Consider the following 17,545-nt stretch of genomic DNA (forward strand, 5'->3'; position numbering starts at 1 on the left):
GATTCTTTATTCTATTTTAATTTTTTTTTAATTTTAAAAGATATAGTTTTTCATACTTTTTGAAACCCTTCAGAAAAATAACAAAAAAAAGTGGAAAATTCAAAACAGGTTTTTCAAACAACTAATAAAAAACGCTGGAGAAATGTGCAGTGGGGGTCTCGTATTTTTATTTTCATAGGAATATTACTCTTTTTAGCATTGGCATTAATGATGAAGCTGGACAGAAGTCCTAAAATTCCTTTTCATGAGGATTACAAAACAGTAATCACTGCTGGAAAACCTTACCTTCAGGAGAATAGAATTTCAAAAGAATATAAAGGATTCAGAAGTTTTATTTCTGAAAAAACAATCCGTACTAATCTTTCTAAAATAGAGGAAGCAAAAGCAGAAAGGCTTAAAAATCAAAACAGAAACTGGACCCAATTTCCGGGAGGAATCCGCTCTGCTTTTTATGTAGCATGGGATCCTCAGTCTCTGATGTCTCTTAAAAGAAATGTAAAACACATCAATTTAGTTTTTCCTGAATGGTTTTTTCTTGATCCAAAAACAGGAGATCTGAAAACCAATATCGATCCTGAAGGATATAAGGTTATTAAAAGAACGGGGGTCGCAGCTATGCCAATTCTGAGTAATAACTCGGACAGAGAATTCCGTGCGGAAGGTTTGGCTAAGGTACTCAATGATCCGTCAAGAAGAACCAAGCTGATCAAAAAACTAAGCGACGAATGTCTGAAGTTTCACTTCAAAGGAATCAATATTGACTTTGAAGATATGAATCTGGATTCTGATGAAAACCTTGTTGCTTTCATGAAAGAACTTTCGGATACTTTTAAACAAAATAAGCTATTGGTAACAATGGATATTATGACGGATAACGACGATTATAATATTCAGAGATTAAATCCTTATGTAGATTATTTTGTTTTGATGGCTTATGACGAATATTCTTCTTCCGGTGATGCTGGTCCTATCTCTTCTCAAAAATGGATCGAAGCTCAAACAGGGAAAATTTTAAAGAAAACAACAGCTAATAAGATTATTTTAGGTCTTGGTGCTTATGGGTATGACTGGAGTTCAAATCCTGATGACAACATCAATGTTTCCTATATGCAGGCGATTACAAAGGCGAGCGCCAGCAAATCGATAATGAATTTTGATGATAATACGTTTAACCTCAACTATTCATACACAGATTTTAAAAATAATACGCATACTGTCTTTTTCAATGATGCAGCTTCTATTTTCAATACGATGCGCTTTTCCTCAGAATATCCTTTGGCAGGAACTGCTCTTTGGAGACTTGGAAGTGAAGATAGCCGGATCTGGAATTTTTATGATAAAGATCTGACCTTTGCAGGTTTGCCCAAACTTGATTTGAAAAAATTGGAGAATGTAAAAGGACAGACAATGGTCGATTATATTGGTGATGGTGAAGTTTTAGATGTGTTGAATACCCCGCATGATGGTAAAATATCTTTAGAAATAGACCCGAAAGAGAAAATAATCACTGACGAAAATTACGTTACGTATCCGAGCTCTTATGAGGTGAAAAAATACGGCGCGGCACCACAAAAAGAATTGGTTTTAACCTTTGATGACGGGCCAGACGAAACATATACGCCACAAGTCCTTGATATACTATCAAAATATCACGTTCCGGCCGCTTTCTTTTTAATCGGACTGAATGCTGAAAAGAATCTTCCATTGGTAAAACGTATTTACAGAGAAGGACATGAGATCGGAAACCATACATTTACTCACGAGAATGTAGCAAAAGTGAGTCCCGAGAGAGCATTACTGGAAATGAAGCTGACCAGGTTATTATTTGAATGTATAACCGGGCATAGCACAATTCTGTTCAGAGCACCTTATAATGCCGATTCAGAACCTACAACTTCTGAAGAGATTATTCCGGTTGCGTTGGCAAGACAACAAAATTACCTCGATATCGGTGAGAGCATTGACCCTGAGGACTGGCAGCCTGGCATAAAAGCAGATGAAATTGTAAAGCGTGTAATGGATGGAATAAAACAGGAAAGAGGAAATATTATTCTTCTTCATGACGCAGGAGGGGACACCAGAGAAGAGACTATTAAAGCGCTTAAAATTTTAATCCCAACATTACAAAAGCAAGGATATCATTTTACTAACCTTGCCAGCATTTTGCATAAAAGTAAAAATGAACTCATGCCTCCGGTTCCTAAGACTAAGTCGTATTACATCATGCAGCTTAATCTTGTTTTGGCCACTGTCATTTATGGGATCAGCCACTTTTTGGTTGCATTGTTTACCATCTTTATTATTTTGGGAATAATACGATTGATCCTAATGGCTTATTGGGCGATCAAGGAAAGGAAAAAAGAAAAAAAATTAGGGGTATTTCCAATATTGGAAAATTATCCTAAAGTATCTATTATTGTTCCGGCATATAATGAAGAAGTAAATATTATATCTTCCTTGCATAATCTGCTCAGACAGTCTTATCCTAATTTTGATGTGATTCTCGTAGACGATGGAAGTAAGGATTTGACATTTGAAAAAGCTAAAGAAGAATTTTCTGGTCACCCAAAAATGAAACTCTTTACAAAAGCTAATGGTGGAAAAGCAACAGCTTTGAATTTTGGAATTTCCCATACGGATGCAGAGTATGTGGTTTGTATTGATGCAGATACCAAACTTCAGCAAGACGCTGTGAAGCATTTAGTAGCAAGATTTTTAAATGCTGATCCTAAGGAGAAAATTGGGGCAGTGGCAGGAAATGTAAAAGTAGGGAATCAGGTAAACTGGCTTACCAAATGGCAGGCAATAGAATATACAACCAGTCAGAATTTCGATAGATTAGCATATGCTAATATCAATGCCATTACAGTAATTCCAGGTGCTATAGGCGCATTTAGAAGATCGGTAATTGATGAGGTGGGTGGATATTCTTCCGATACATTGGCAGAAGACTGTGATATCACAGTGAAAATTTTAAAAGAAGGTTATACAGTAGCTAATGAAAACCAGGCTGTTGCTGTAACAGAAGCTCCGGAAACAGTGAAGCAGTTCTTAAAACAACGTTTCAGATGGACGTATGGAATTATGCAGATGTTCTGGAAACAGAAACAGACCTTCTTAAATCCCAAATACAAAGGATTAGGACTTTGGGCAATGCCGAATATTTTATTATTTCAGTACATTATTCCATTTTTCTCACCTTTCGCTGATGTGATTATGTTTTTTGGAATCTTGTTCGGAAACGGAGAAAAGATATTTATTTATTATTTGTTATTCCTTTTAGTAGATGCTTCATTGGCAATTGTTGCTTTTCTGATGCAAAGGGAGAAATTAATAAATTTATTATATGTAATCCCGCAGCGATTTGGCTATAGATGGCTGATGTATATTGTGTTATTCAGAAGCTTGAGAAAGGCATTAAAAGGAGAAATGCAGGCCTGGGGATTTCTGAAAAGAACAGGGAATGTAAAAGAGATAACAACTTCTTAATATTTGTTTAAATTTGTTTTTGTAAACGTAACAAATATTAAATTAAATATACATATTATATAAATTGTTATCATAATGAAAAAACTAACGCTTTCTTTGTTTTTATTAGCGGGAATTTGCTCACAAAATATGGTGAGTGCTCAGGCTAAAACAACCAAAACAGTAATGAGTACAACAGATAAAGGTCTAGACCTAAGCTTGATGGACAAATCTGTGCGTCCACAGGATGATTTTTATAACTACGTGAGTGGAACGTGGATGAAAACAGCCAAAATTCCTTCTGATAAACCAACATGGGGAAGCTTCAATAAATTGGCAGATGATACTGACAATAACTCAATGACGATTTTGAACTCTCTTCTGAAAGATAAATTTGCTGACGGAAGTGAAGGTAAAAAGATTCAGGATCTGTATGCAACGTATATGAACATGCAGAAAAGAAATGCAGATGGTATTAAGCCTATTCAGGGCAACCTGACTAAAATCGATGCGATCAAAAATCTTACTGATTTGCAAAACTACCTTGCTTCTGTAACTAAAGAAGGAGAAAATACTTTGTACGGATGGGGTGTAGATGCAGATCTTAAAGATTCTAAAATGAATGCAATCTATCTTGGAGATGCATCTTTAGGTTTGGGAAGAGACTATTATCAGAAAGTAAATGATAAAAATACAGAAGCAATTGCTGAATACCAAAAGTATGTAGCTTCTATGCTAAAAGAATTAGGATATAAGAATGCTGATGAAGCTGCAAAAGGAATTGTAGATTATGAAAAAAGTATTGCTAAAACTTATTTGACAAACGAACAGATCCGTGACTCAAATCTTCAGTACAACCCTAAAACAATGGCAGAACTTTCTGCTTTGGTAAAAAATGTTGACCTTCCTGCATACCTGAAAAAAGTAGGGGTGAATTCAGACAAGGTGATCATCGGAGAATTGGGATACTATAAAAACTTTGACCAATTGGTAAGTGCTCAGAATCTTCCGGTTATTAAGGATTATCTGAAATTTCATTTGATCAATGGAAGTGCTGCTTATTTGAGCGAAAATCTTGGAAATATGAGATTTGCTTTCTATGGTAAATACCTTAGAGGTCAGCAGGAACAAAGAGCACTTAACAAAAGAGGATATGAGCTAATCAATGGTTCTTTAGGTGAAGCTTTCGGTAAACTTTATGTTGAAAAATATTTCCCTGCTGAAGCAAAAGCTCAGATGGTTGAATTGATCGACTATTTAAAGAAAAGTTTTGTTGTTCACATCAATAACTTAGCGTGGATGTCTTCTACAACAAAGGAAAAAGCATTAAACAAGCTTAATAAATTTACTGTAAAAGTTGCTTATCCAGATAAATGGAAAGATTATTCAAAATTAATGATCACTCCGGAATCTAAAGGAGGAACTTTATATCAAAATCTTCAGAATGTTGCTGAATGGCAGTATAATAAAGATTTAGCTAAAATCGGAAAAGCTGTTGATAAAACAGAATGGGGAATGACTCCACAAACTGTAAATGCTTACTATAACCCGGTAAATAACGAAATCGTATTCCCAGCTGCTATTCTTCAGCCGCCATTCTTCAATCCTAAAGCTGATGCTGCTGTAAACTTCGGTGGAATTGGAGCGGTTATCGGTCACGAAATGAGCCATGGATTTGATGATTCAGGAGCTCAGTTTGATGCAGATGGAAACCTTGTAGACTGGTGGACTCCGGAAGATAAAACAAACTTCGAGAAAGCAACAAAAGCACTTGCTGCTCAGTATGATAAATATGAGCCTGTAAAAGGAACTTTCGTAAACGGAACATTTACAAATGGTGAAAATATTGCAGATTTAGGAGGGGTAAACATTGCTTATGATGCATTACAAATGTATTTAAAAGATAAAGGAAATCCTGGAGTAATCAGCGGATATACACAAGATCAGAGATTCTTCTTAAGCTGGGCAACTGTTTGGAGAACATTATCTAGTGAGAAGTACATGATCAATCAAGTGAAAACAGATCCACACTCTCCTGGATATTTCAGAAGTTTTGGACCACTTACGAATGTAGATGCATTCTATAAAGCATTTGATGTAAAACAAGGAGATAAATTATACAAAGCTCCTCAGGACAGAATCAAAATCTGGTAGTATTTAATCTAAATATAGACCGCTCAGAAATGGGCGGTTTTTTTTTGTTTAGGGGGTAGGTGTTAGGGATTAGGGATTAGGGATTAGGGATTAGGTTGCAGGTAGTAGGTAGTAGGTAGTAGGTAGTAGGTAGTAGGTGTTAGGTTGCAGGTAAAAGGTTAGGGTTTTTATAGGTATTAGGTCGCGGGTAGTAGGTATTAGATGTTAGGTAATGGGTTAAGGTTTTTAATAGAAAGAAAAATGATCAAAGTTTTTTGCCTAAACATTATATTGTCCTGCAATAAGTGTCTCAAATTTCATATTCTATATCCCACAACTCATAACCCCACAACCCACAACCCGAATCTCGAACCTCGAACCTCGTATCTAATAACTCTCAACTTTCCACTTTCAATTTTCAACTATTAACTCCCAACTCATAACTCATAACTTTTACCACATTCTCACTTTACTCACTCCCACATTACGAAAATTCGTATATTTGGTATGTTTGTGTAAAATCAAAAACGATCTTTTAATGAAAAAGCTAAATATTGGGATACTTGCCTTTTCGGGTATGGTATTTTTAAATTCATGTGGTACTGCAAAAACTGCAGAAAAAACTACTAAAACAGAAACTCCGGTGGCAACTACACAACCTGTAAAGGAAGAAGTGAAAGAAGAAGGAATTAATTTATCATATATGGACAAAAGTGTTCGTCCACAAGATGATTTTTTCAGTTATGTAAACGGAAACTGGGTTAAAACCACTCAAATACCTTCTGATAAAGCAAGTTGGGGATCTTTCAATGCATTGAGAGAAAATGTAGATGATGCTTCTTTGGATATTTTAAATAAAATCCTATCTGAAAAATATGCGGAAGGATCTGAAGGACAGAAAATTCAGAATTTATATGCATCTTTTATGGACATTAGCAAAAGAAATGCAGATGGTCTGGCACCTATAAAAGGAGATTTAGCTAAAATTGATGCGATTAAAAATCTAAATGACCTGCAGAAATATCTTTTAGATGCTACCAAGCTTGGAGATAACTCTTTCTATGGATGGAGAGTGGGTGCAGACATGAAAGACTCTAAAATGAATGCGGTTTATCTTGGCGGGCCAGATCTTGGTTTGGGAAGAGATTATTATCAAAAAGTAAATGAAGCTAATACAAAAACACTAGGAGAATATACCAGCTATGTTGGAAAACTATTCGGAGTATTAGGATATAAAAATTCTACTCAGTCTGCTGAAAATGTAGTAGCTTTTGAAAAGCAATTGGCTAATTATCTTTTAACGTTAGAGCAAAACAGAGATGCTAATTTAAGATATAATCCAAAAAACGTATCTGAATTGTCCGGATTGGTTAAAAATATTAATCTTGCTAAATATTTAACAGATGCTGGGGTAAAAACGGACAGAGTAATTGTTGGAGAATTAAAGTATTACCAGAATATGGATCAGTTTCTTACCCAAAAGAACCTTCCTTTGGTTAAAGATTATTTGAAATATCATGTGATCAACGGTAATGCAAGTAATCTTGATGAAAACTTAGAGCAGATCCGTTTTGATTTCTATTCAAAATATCTTCAGGGACAAAAAGAACAACGTCCTATGAATAAAAGAGGGCTAGGTCTTGTAAATGGAGTTCTTGGTGAAGCTTTTGGGAAATTATATGTTGAAAAATACTTTACTCCTGAAGCAAAACAGCAGATGGAAACTTATATCGATTACATCTTAAAGTCATTCAAAACTCATATCAATGAGATGGATTGGATGTCTCCGGAAACAAAAGTAAAAGCTCAGGAGAAATTATCAAAATTCACAGTAAAAATAGCTTATCCTGATAAGTGGAAAGATTATTCTGCATTGAAAGTAGACTCTCCGACTCAAGGAGCTACGCTATATTCTAATTTACAGAATGTGGCAGCTTGGCAATATCAGAGAAGTTTAGAGAAGGTAGGTAAACCAGTTGATAAAACAGAATGGGGAATGACTCCACAAACTGTAAATGCTTACTATAGCGGTTCTAATAATGAAATCGTTTTCCCGGCAGCAATTCTTCAGCCTCCTTTCTATAATCCGAAAGCGGATGCAGCTGTAAACTTTGGTGGGATAGGTGCTGTAATTGGTCACGAAATTTCTCATGGTTTTGATGATAGCGGTTCTCGTTTCGATGGAGATGGAAACCTTAATAACTGGTGGACAGATGCAGATCGTAAAAACTTTGATGCAAAAGTTGGACAGTTAGCTGCACAATACAATGGATATGAGCCTGTAAAAGGAAGTTTTGTAAACGGTAAATTTACAAGCGGTGAAAATATTGGTGATTTGGGTGGAGTAGCTGTAGCGTATGATGCATTACAAATGTATCTTAAAGACCATGGAAATCCGGGATTAATCAGCGGGTTTAATCAGGATCAAAGATTCTTTATGAGCTGGGCTACTGTTTGGAGAACAAAATCTACAGACCAATATATGGTGAATCAGGTGAAGACCGACCCACACTCTCCGGGATATTTCAGAGCGTTTGGACCATTGGTAAATCAGGATGCATTTATTAAAGCATTTGACATAAAGCCTGGAGATAAGCTGTACAAAGCACCTCAGGACAGAATAAAAATTTGGTAATAACACCAAAATTGTTAGAAAAGAAAAACACATCAGCGATGATGTGTTTTTTTATTTATTTTTCATAGTTTAGTGAAGTGAAAATGGCATATTCGTATGGCATAAAATACTTATAATTAAATAATTCAAGAAAAATCTTAACAAAATTTTGTATGTTAGAGTTTTTTTTTAAATTTAAACATTGGATTGGCGAACTATTCGATTCGTCGGGGAAAGTCAATTCTAACCAAAATCAAAAATCTCAAAATAATAATAATATGGCAATGTTTAATTATGGTGTTGGCGGAAACGAGATAAAAGTAGACGCTAATGAAGCTATCCAGGAAATACAGGAAAATAAATCACTGATCGTAAGCCAGCTTACAACTGATGAATCTTATACCCCTGAAATTGTAACAGGATTAAAGACTGTAGATGACGTCTTCAGGCATTTTCAACCTTCTATCAGTGTACAGCATGAAACAGAAGATGGTAGTGCTGTAGAAGAAGAATTCCGCTTTCAAAATCTTGCGGACTTCACTCCCAAAAGTCTTACTCAGAAATCAGAATATTTGCAGCAACTTAGCATGGAACAAGAACAATATAATAAAATTGTGCGTCAGCTAAAAACAAATAAGATTCTGCGTAATATGCTGGAAAACGAACAGACAAGATCTGCTTTTGTGGAAGTATTGAAAGAAGTGGCACAAGAACTTGAAAAATAACCTAAAGACTTTACATTAAAATCATGGATAGTAAATTACAGGCAGCAGAAAACCAACAACAAGGTCAGCAGCAACATTCGGGACAACCCAAAGGTAATCCTCTTGCCGAACTCAACAAAATTGGTGGGTTTGGATTTGTAGAATCTGTTGTGGATGGTATCGCCAACATGAATCCTACCAGAAAAGCAAGGAAAGAAATATTCCTGAATGATAATAATAAAGGAGACGAAAGAAAAGAATTACTGCAAAAGATCAACCTGTGGGTAAGTCTTTTAGAAGGTAATGAATCTGCCGATAAAATGGCAGATGTCTGCAAAAATAAAGCACAGCAGGCAGAAAATAGTTTGAAAACAAACTTAAAAAATGCATTGGATACGGTTCGCCAGTTGGAAACATCATACAGAACGGTAGCTCAATTCTATAAAAATACAGAACTTGATAAAGTTGATAATGTAAGTATTGTAAATGCAAGCTTAGATCAGCTTTCAGATTTAGATAATCCTATCTTTATTGATGCGATTGCTGAAGAGTTCAAAAGCTATTACGACCGTTTGGATCTAAGAGATAATTATTCTCTTTTAGCAATTCCAGGATATTTAGGATCTAATAAAGTAGTTGAAAAATGGGCGAAGATCTGTAACGAAAACAAAGTAATGATGGTTACCGATTTTGCTAACCTTGATAAACCGGATGACGTTGTAGATTTATTCCATTCTGCAAACCTTACAGGAGGCGAGCTTCACAGAAGTAATGTGATCATGACCTGTAACTGGCTTGTAGGCCGTGGAAGAGCAGAAGAAGTAGGTGAAGAAGAGAATGTGGAGCTTCCACCTTCCACTTCATTAGCTGGAAAGATCCATAAAACCCTAATGTCTCAGGTAGCAGCAGGTAAAAAACATGGTAACATCAACGAGGTAGATGCTGTAAAATTCGAATTGAAGAAAAGTGAAATTTCTCAATTGGAAAAAATGGGATTGGTACCTATGGTGAATGAGTATGGCAAGATCATGGCTTTCTCTGCAAAAACATTATTTACGGGTGATAATATTGGACTTCAGACTTATTCTGTAGTTCGTGTATTCGACTATGTAACAAAAGTTTTATTGGATTTCCTAAACAGAAGAGCATTTGAAAACTGGACTGCAAAAAATGAGGACGATCTGAGAAGACAGATTGTGACCTTCCTTGATGGAATCAAAGGAGCGGACAAATTGATTGAAAAGTTCAAAATTGTTCGTTTTGAGCAAGATAAAGTAAATAAAGACAGAGTATGGCTGGACATTCGTTTAACGCCTTATTTTCCTACAAAAAGTTTCGTTATTAAACTGGACGGACATAAAGGGGATGATGGTAACGAATGGGAGTCTCAATACACTCAGGACTAATACCAGTCTGATTTAATAATAAAAACCGATGCAATTTTACATCGGTTTTTTTCTACCAATTCACATGAAAATTAATATGTTTAAATCAAGGTTTATTTATTGTATACCGATCTTTCTTATATTTTTGATTATTGGCTGTGAAAAGAAATACGAAAGCCCCAATTATTATAAAAAAGATCTTTTTGAAGATGAAAGACAGGAAGGGAAGGCTTATATCATGAATAAAAAAGAATGTACTGATGCCAGCGATATGGTTCTAGTAAGTTCTAATGTAAAACTTGTGGATAGCTCTTCAGGTCGTGGAAAATCGATATTTATCTACCGCCTCACTTCGGGTGTTATCGAAAAGACCACAAGGGACTCTGTGGTTACTTATCCATTTCAGTTTCTGTCCAATCAAAGATTAAAATTGAAAAAAGATTCCATGTATATCTTCCTCAAAAAGCTGAGTGGATATCGTTTTATAGCAGAAGAGAAAAAGCTCAATTATCAATGGCTGAAATCTGCTCCTGTATATGCTGTAGGTACAGAAAGTAAATAGTTCTATCTTTGCAAATGTTTAATCAGATTTTAGATCAGTATGGTTAAACAAATCGGATTATTTAAACAGACTCAATTTTTTGGAAAAGAATTTTAGAAATTCAGACTTTCTTCATGTAGGAAATAAACTCCTGGCCTGGTATAAGGAAAACGCCAGAGACTTGCCATTCAGAAAAACCAAAGATCCTTACAAAATATGGATTTGTGAAATTGTTTTTCAGCAGACAAGAATTAATCAGGGGCTCAATCATTATAATAATTTTATTAAAAGATTTCCGGATGTAAAAACTTTAGCAGAGGCTGAAGAAAATGAGGTTTTGCTTTATTGGAAAGGTCTGGGATATTATTCCAGAGCGATCAACATTCATAAAGCAGCACAACAAATAATGACAGGTCATAATGGTGCTTTCCCCGCTCAATATGAAGATATATTACAATTAAAAGGAATAGGGAAATATACAGCAGCTGCAGTTTCCAGTATCTGCTTTGGAGGAAAAATGCCTGCAGTAGATGGGAATTTTTATAGAGTTTTAAGCCGTGTTTTCGCTGATGACTTTGATGTTTCCAATTCCAGAGCATTTACTTATTTTTCGGAACTGGCAGCTTTAATTATGCCGGATAATGTGGGAGATTTTAATCAGGCGATGATGGATCTTGGCTCGGAAATTTGCAAACCCAAAAATCCTCTTTGTGATGAATGTCCTTTAGAAGATGACTGTTTGGCATTTTCTTTAGATAAAGTTTCTGATTTTCCTGTTAAAACAAAAAAAGTAAAAACAGAAGATCTTCATTTAAAATATTATTTTGTGCATCATAATGGGCAGTTTGTAGTCCAACAGAGAAAAGATGATTTTATCTGGAAGAAACTTTTTGAATTTCCAGTTTCCATTCCTGAAGAGATGGAAGAATTCATTAAAGGACTGAAAACAGTTCATCATAAACTGACTCACAAGAATTTGACGATTGATATTTATAACGTTGAAGTTACTTCAGACACCGTTTGGAACGATTTCATTATAAAAAATGAATACCTGATTACAGACTTCAATGGATCACAGGACAAATCTTTTCCTAAACCTTTGGAGACCTATATTCAAAACTCGTTGAAAGACTGAAATTTGTCTTCTTAAATCTGAAATCTAATTTGTACTTTTGCAAAATGATTAAAAAAGTCATTTTTATATTTGCTTCATTGCTTTTAATTTCATGTGGAAAAGATCCCATTCCCAAACCGTACGGCGAACTACGTTTGGAATATCCCACCCCAAAATATCAGAAGTTTGAATCTAACTGTGCATACAGCTTTGAGTATTCTGATTTTGCGACAATGACAGATGCGAAAAGACCTTGTTGGTACTATTTGAATTACCCGAAGATGAAGGCTAAGATCTTCGTCACGTACTATCCGATTCAGAATGACTTTGCAGATCACATCAAAGAAGCAGAAAAAATGGTATATGAACATACCATTAAAGCCAGCGCTATCGATACAAAATCCTTTGAATACCCTGAAAAAAAGGTGTATGGGAATTTTTATGAATTGAAAGGGCAGAGTGCTTCCAATCTTCAATTTTACATTACAGACAGTACAAAACACTTTGTAACTGCTTATCTATACTTTAATACAAGACCGAAACCGGATTCATTGGCTCCTGCAGTGGATTATATCAAAAATGATATGAAACACCTGCTGGATACATTTGAATGGAAAAAATAAATCAGTTTAAAAATACATTGAAAAATATATGAAACTTTTAGTTGTTGGAAGTGTTGCATTTGATGCAATTGAAACACCATTTGGTAAGACAGATAAAATTTTAGGAGGTGCAGCCACCTATATTGCAATTACGTCATCCATATTAGGAGTAAAATCAGGAATTGTTTCTGTTGTAGGAGGGGATTTTCCACAAGAACATCTGGATATGTTTACCAATAGAGATGTGAATATTGAAGGGCTTGAAATTATAAAAGAAGGAAAAACATTTTTCTGGTCAGGGAAATATCATAACGATTTAAATACAAGAGATACATTAGCCACTGAGGTGAATGTATTGGAAAATTTTGATCCTAAAATTCCTGATTCTATGCAAGATGCCGAGATCTTATTATTGGGTAATCTGCATCCTGGTGTTCAGCTATCAGTTCTTGAAAAAATGAATCAACGTCCTAAATTAGTTGTTTTAGATACCATGAATTTCTGGATGGATAGCGCTTTGGATATCTTAATGGATATGATTGCTAAAACAGATGTGATCACTATTAACGATGAAGAGGCAAGACAACTTTCCGGAGAGTATTCTTTGGTAAAAGCAGCGAAAAAGATCCTTACCATGGGACCAAAATATGTTATTATTAAAAAAGGAGAGCATGGTGCTCTACTTTTCAATGATACGCAGGTGTTTGCTATTCCGGCACTTCCATTAGAAGATGTTTTCGATCCGACAGGAGCGGGAGATACTTTTGCAGGTGGTTTTGCAGCTTATTTAGCTAAGAAAGAAAAGATTGATTTCGAAACAATGAAATCTGCATTGATCGTTGGTTCTGCTATGGCTTCTTTTACTGTTGAAAAATTTGGAACAGAAAGAATTGAGGAAGTAAACGAATCTGATATGTTCAGCAGACTGAGACAATTTAAAGAATTAACAACATTTGATGTTGAACTTCAATAAATAGATGTTTTTAAGAAATATTTATAATAAAAAATTGAGTGTAATTCATTAAGAATTCTAAATTTGCAACTTGTTTAAAATACTAAAATGATAAATAAACTAAAGATCACTTTTCTTTTTGGAGTTTTTGTGATGCTGTTTGCTACCAACATGAAAGCTCAGATAAAACAAGGAGACCTAGTGGATGGTATTGCTGCTGTAATAGGAGATGAAATTGTGTTGGAATCTGATGTAAACGAACAGATGAACTACGCTAAACAGCAGGGAGCTTCCAATACGGATAAGTGTGAGTTTTTGGAGAATCTGATCAACAATAAACTTCTTGTATTCGAAGCCAAAAAAGATACATTAATTGAAAACAGATCTGCAGCTATTAAAAGCCAGGCCAGCGCTAAATACAGCCAGTTACTTTCTCAGTTTCCGGATGAAAAAACAATGTTGGCAGCTTATAAATTCAGAAATGGGTATGAAATGAAAAATGCTATTGAGAAAATAGATACTGATACCTATTACGGACAGGCAAAATATCAGAGAGTTACTGATAAAGCAGATGTTACTCCGAATGAAGTAACTGATTTCTTCAATATGTATAAAGCTCAATTGCCAGAGATCAAGGATGAAGTTTCTTTAGCTCAGATCATGATGTATCCTAAGCTTACTGAAGCCCATAAGGATGAGTTGATCAATAAATTAAAAAAAATCAAACAAGATATTGCTGGTGGAGAATCATTTGAAAGCCAGGCAAGAATCTATTCTGAAGATCCAGGTTCTGCATCTACAGGAGGTCTGATGAAAAATATTTCTAAAGGTCAGATGGTAAAACCATTTGAAGCTGCTGCGCTTAACCTACAGGAAGGTGAGATTTCAGATCCGGTAGAATCTGAATTTGGTTACCATATTATTCAGTTGGTAAAAAAATCAGGAAAGATCTATGACGCAAGACATATTCTTTTAATGGCTACGCCTACAGAAGATGAGCTTAAAACAGCAAAAAAGAAATTAGATAGTATCAAAACTTTAATTACTGAAGGTAAGATCACATTTAAAGATGCTGCTTTTAAATATTCTGATGATAAAAAGACAAAGTTCAATGGTGGTGTAATCGCTGGAGCTGACGGTTCTAATAAGATTGAAAGAGAAAGCATTCCCGGAACGATCAGTTATGAGCTAGCAGGTCTTAATAAAAATGATATTACCTCTGCTTTTGATGATGAGGATGAAAGAAAGAGAAAGGTCGTTAAAGTTGTGAAAATAGAGGATGTAATTCCTGCTCACCAGATCACTCTGGAAACTGACTATGACAGAATAAAGCAAATGGCGCTTAATAAAAAAAGAAATGAAATGGTTGAAAAGTTTGTTAATTCCAAATTACCGACCACCTTTATATCAATAGACAGCCGCTATGATTCTTGTAAGTTCAAAGGAAACTGGAAGAAAGAGGCTTTAAAGAAATAAATTAAAAACCTTCAGTAGTACTGAAGGTTTTTTTTATTTATACAATTGGCTAAAAGTATTACTTTTAGCCAATTATCTTTATTGAGATATAGACTTTAATACAAAGCTTATTGAACAGTTTATTTTAACTTTTAAAGCAAAACATATGGATTATAATTTTTACCGAAATAATTTTCAATCTGTTATTTCTAAGATTTCTAAAAAGCAATTAGATGATCTTGGGCTTATAATATCTATAGATGAAGTAATGGAATCCATAGCACTTAAAATCTATAAACCAGAATGGTCCAGCAATCCTCAATCGCCACTGGATGCCACTGGAAGAATATTTTTTTCAATCTGGGTAAATGATAAGGGTATTCAAGAGGGTAAATTATATTATAATATTCATGCATTTAAACTCAGAACATTCAAAGGGTATAAAATAGCCAGTAGAAATTTTGCAGAACGATTTAGAGAGCGGTTTATTACTGAAATGGACAATTGGCCTAATGTCAGTATACAATATGGACCTTTAACATTAATGGAAGGGTGGTCTGAACTGAAAATAGATCATATTGAAAAAGAAACAGCAAAATGGGTTCAGCAGTTTTTAGATATCAGTTTTATAATCGATGAAACACTTGAACATTACAAAGTTCAATAGAAATCAAAGTGAATATTTTTAAAAATTGAAATGTGTAAAATCTTTGTTTTTAGTATTTTTACACCATGAGCAATTTTATAGATTTTAGTACGGCAAAAAGGCTCCATAACATGGAATCAGAGCAGAATAGAATTACAAAACTTTTTGATATAAAATACCCGATCATCCAGGCTGGAATGATTTGGCATTCAGGTTGGAGACTTGCTTCTGCTGTTTCTAATTGCGGAGGATTAGGACTAATTGGTGCAGGAAGTATGTACCCTGATATATTAAGAGAAAATATACAGAAATGTAAAGCAGCTACTGATAAACCATTTGGGGTGAATGTCCCTATGCTGTATCCCAATATAGAAGAGATCATCCAGATTATTTTAGAAGAAGATGTGAAAATTGTTTTTACTTCTGCCGGAAACCCTAAAACCTATACAGAGACACTACAAAAGGAAGGAATAAAAGTAGCCCATGTTGTTTCCTCAACAAAATTTGCGATCAAATGTGAAGATGCCGGAGTTGATGCTGTTGTTGCAGAAGGTTTTGAAGCTGGTGGACATAACGGACGAGATGAAACCACCACTTTTTGCCTTATCCCTAATGTAAGACAACATATCTCTAAACCTTTAATTGCCGCAGGTGGAATCGCTCTAGGTTCCCAAATGAAAGCAGCAATGATTTTAGGAGCAGATGGTGTGCAAATAGGTTCCCGCTTTGCGGCTACTCATGAAGCCAGTGCCCACGAAAACTGGAAAAAGAAGATTACGGAACTGAATGAAGGGGATACTCATCTTACATTAAAAGAATTGGCACCTGTAAGAATGGTCAAGAATAAATTCTTTAATGAGTTAGAAACAATATATCAGTCAGGGAGAGATGCTGCAGCTTTAGCAGCGTCACTGGGTAGAGCAAGAGCTAAAAAGGGAATGTTTGAAGGTGATATGGAAGATGGTGAATTGGAAATAGGGCAGGTTTCAGCCTTAATTAAAGATGTTCTTCCTGTGGAAACGGTTTTTAGCAATTTATTGAAAGAATTCGAAGCCGTGAAAATGCCTCAATTTTAATGAAGTATTGAATTTTGATGTTAGAAAATGTAATTAGAGCAAAAGAAGAAAGTTTTTATATAGAATATGATCATTCATTAGAGGATAGACCGACACTGGTTTTTCTGCACGATTCGCTCGGATGTACTCAATTATGGAGAGACTTTCCTAAGAAACTCTCAGAAGCATCTCACTGCAATGTTCTGGTATATGATAGATTAGGATATGGTAAATCCAGTCCGATGTCGACTTATGAAAGACCTAATAACTATATGGAACTGGAGGCAGATTTATTAAATGATCTGTTGTTGGAGTTGAATATCAAAGATGCTATTTTATTTGGGCATAGCGATGGAGGAACAATAGCTTTGATCACCGCAAGTAAATACCCCAAAAATATAAAAGCTGTAATTTGTGAAGCTGGGCACATATTTGTTGAGGAGGTGACTTTAAAAGGGGTCTATGATGCTTGGGAAGCCTATAAAACAACTAATCTTCCTGAACGTTTACAAAAATACCATGGTGATAAAGTAGAAATGCTTTTCAAGGCATGGACAGAAACATGGACAAGGGAAAGTTACAGAGATTGGAATATAGAATATCTTTTAAAAGATATGAGTTGTCCGTTGCTCTTTATTCAGGGAGAAAAAGATGAATACGGAACTTTAGATCAGGTCGAGAAAACGTTAAGTCAAGCAAGCGGAACCTCAGAAAAGTATATTATTCCTGACGTAGGACACACTCCACACAAAGAAGTACCGGAATTAGTATTGAACAGAGCTGTAGAGTTTATTCAGCATCTTTAGAATAGGGGAGCTTTACAATAATCATAGGAGAAAATTACAATAATCAATAGAAGCGGGCTTTAGCCCGCTT

At 35.1% G+C, this 17,545-nt stretch carries 13 protein-coding genes; all 13 read left to right on the top strand.

What is annotated here, in order from left to right; translation table 11 throughout:
- Nucleotides 1-90 precede the first annotated feature (90 nt).
- The gene (locus tag JHL15_RS07435) at nt 91-3,489 is read left to right on the top strand and encodes a polysaccharide deacetylase family protein (protein ID WP_200244661.1); all 3,399 of its coding nucleotides are present in this window, start codon (nt 91-93) and stop codon (nt 3,487-3,489) included.
- A gap of 75 nt (nt 3,490-3,564) precedes the next feature.
- Nucleotides 3,565-5,622, top strand: a complete 2,058-nt coding sequence (locus tag JHL15_RS07440) for a M13 family metallopeptidase (RefSeq protein ID WP_200244663.1) — start codon at nt 3,565-3,567, stop codon at nt 5,620-5,622.
- A 517-nt stretch (nt 5,623-6,139) separates the two neighbouring features.
- The gene (locus JHL15_RS07445) at nt 6,140-8,236 is read left to right on the top strand and encodes a M13 family metallopeptidase (protein WP_200244665.1); all 2,097 of its coding nucleotides are present in this window, start codon (nt 6,140-6,142) and stop codon (nt 8,234-8,236) included.
- Between the two features lie 257 nt (nt 8,237-8,493).
- Nucleotides 8,494-8,940 carry a type VI secretion system contractile sheath small subunit gene (locus tag JHL15_RS07450; protein ID WP_234047709.1) on the top strand — a complete coding sequence of 149 codons (447 nt, stop codon included), beginning with the start codon at nt 8,494-8,496 and terminating at the stop codon, nt 8,938-8,940.
- Between the two features lie 23 nt (nt 8,941-8,963).
- Entirely contained in the window at nt 8,964-10,325 is a 1,362-nt protein-coding gene (locus JHL15_RS07455; protein WP_200244671.1) for a DUF5458 family protein, read from the top strand.
- 124 nt (nt 10,326-10,449) lie between these two features.
- On the top strand, nt 10,450-10,866 hold the full coding sequence (locus tag JHL15_RS07460) for a hypothetical protein (RefSeq protein WP_234047710.1): 417 nt from the start codon (nt 10,450-10,452) through the stop codon (nt 10,864-10,866).
- A gap of 79 nt (nt 10,867-10,945) precedes the next feature.
- On the top strand, nt 10,946-11,980 hold the full coding sequence (mutY, locus tag JHL15_RS07465; protein WP_200244675.1) for an A/G-specific adenine glycosylase: 1,035 nt from the start codon (nt 10,946-10,948) through the stop codon (nt 11,978-11,980).
- Nucleotides 11,981-12,024: 44 nt separating this feature from the next.
- The gene (gldD, locus tag JHL15_RS07470; protein WP_200244677.1) at nt 12,025-12,582 is read left to right on the top strand and encodes a gliding motility lipoprotein GldD; all 558 of its coding nucleotides are present in this window, start codon (nt 12,025-12,027) and stop codon (nt 12,580-12,582) included.
- A gap of 28 nt (nt 12,583-12,610) precedes the next feature.
- The gene (locus JHL15_RS07475) at nt 12,611-13,534 is read left to right on the top strand and encodes a PfkB family carbohydrate kinase (protein ID WP_200244678.1); all 924 of its coding nucleotides are present in this window, start codon (nt 12,611-12,613) and stop codon (nt 13,532-13,534) included.
- A gap of 87 nt (nt 13,535-13,621) precedes the next feature.
- Entirely contained in the window at nt 13,622-14,989 is a 1,368-nt protein-coding gene (locus JHL15_RS07480) for a peptidylprolyl isomerase (RefSeq protein WP_200244679.1), read from the top strand.
- A gap of 145 nt (nt 14,990-15,134) precedes the next feature.
- Nucleotides 15,135-15,635, top strand: a complete 501-nt coding sequence (locus JHL15_RS07485) for a hypothetical protein (RefSeq protein WP_200244680.1) — start codon at nt 15,135-15,137, stop codon at nt 15,633-15,635.
- A 110-nt stretch (nt 15,636-15,745) separates the two neighbouring features.
- On the top strand, nt 15,746-16,690 hold the full coding sequence (locus tag JHL15_RS07490) for an NAD(P)H-dependent flavin oxidoreductase (protein WP_200244682.1): 945 nt from the start codon (nt 15,746-15,748) through the stop codon (nt 16,688-16,690).
- A 17-nt stretch (nt 16,691-16,707) separates the two neighbouring features.
- Nucleotides 16,708-17,475, top strand: coding sequence for an alpha/beta fold hydrolase (locus JHL15_RS07495; protein WP_200244683.1), 768 nt, complete (start codon nt 16,708-16,710; stop codon nt 17,473-17,475).
- The last annotated feature ends 70 nt before the right edge of the window (nt 17,476-17,545 follow it).

Source organism: Chryseobacterium paridis (assembly GCF_016595215.1).
Classification (GTDB): Bacteria; Bacteroidota; Bacteroidia; order Flavobacteriales; family Weeksellaceae; genus Chryseobacterium; species Chryseobacterium paridis.

Coding starts and splice junctions, on each gene's coding strand:
- JHL15_RS07440 (WP_200244663.1), top strand. CDS start 3,565: ATGAAAAAACTAACGCTTTCTTTGTTTTTATTAGCGGGAATTTGCTCA.
- JHL15_RS07445 (WP_200244665.1), top strand. CDS start 6,140: ATGAAAAAGCTAAATATTGGGATACTTGCCTTTTCGGGTATGGTATTT.
- JHL15_RS07450 (WP_234047709.1), top strand. CDS start 8,494: ATGGCAATGTTTAATTATGGTGTTGGCGGAAACGAGATAAAAGTAGAC.
- JHL15_RS07455 (WP_200244671.1), top strand. CDS start 8,964: ATGGATAGTAAATTACAGGCAGCAGAAAACCAACAACAAGGTCAGCAG.
- gldD (WP_200244677.1), top strand. CDS start 12,025: ATGATTAAAAAAGTCATTTTTATATTTGCTTCATTGCTTTTAATTTCA.
- JHL15_RS07475 (WP_200244678.1), top strand. CDS start 12,611: ATGAAACTTTTAGTTGTTGGAAGTGTTGCATTTGATGCAATTGAAACA.
- JHL15_RS07480 (WP_200244679.1), top strand. CDS start 13,622: ATGATAAATAAACTAAAGATCACTTTTCTTTTTGGAGTTTTTGTGATG.
- JHL15_RS07485 (WP_200244680.1), top strand. CDS start 15,135: ATGGATTATAATTTTTACCGAAATAATTTTCAATCTGTTATTTCTAAG.
- JHL15_RS07490 (WP_200244682.1), top strand. CDS start 15,746: ATGGAATCAGAGCAGAATAGAATTACAAAACTTTTTGATATAAAATAC.
- JHL15_RS07495 (WP_200244683.1), top strand. CDS start 16,708: ATGTTAGAAAATGTAATTAGAGCAAAAGAAGAAAGTTTTTATATAGAA.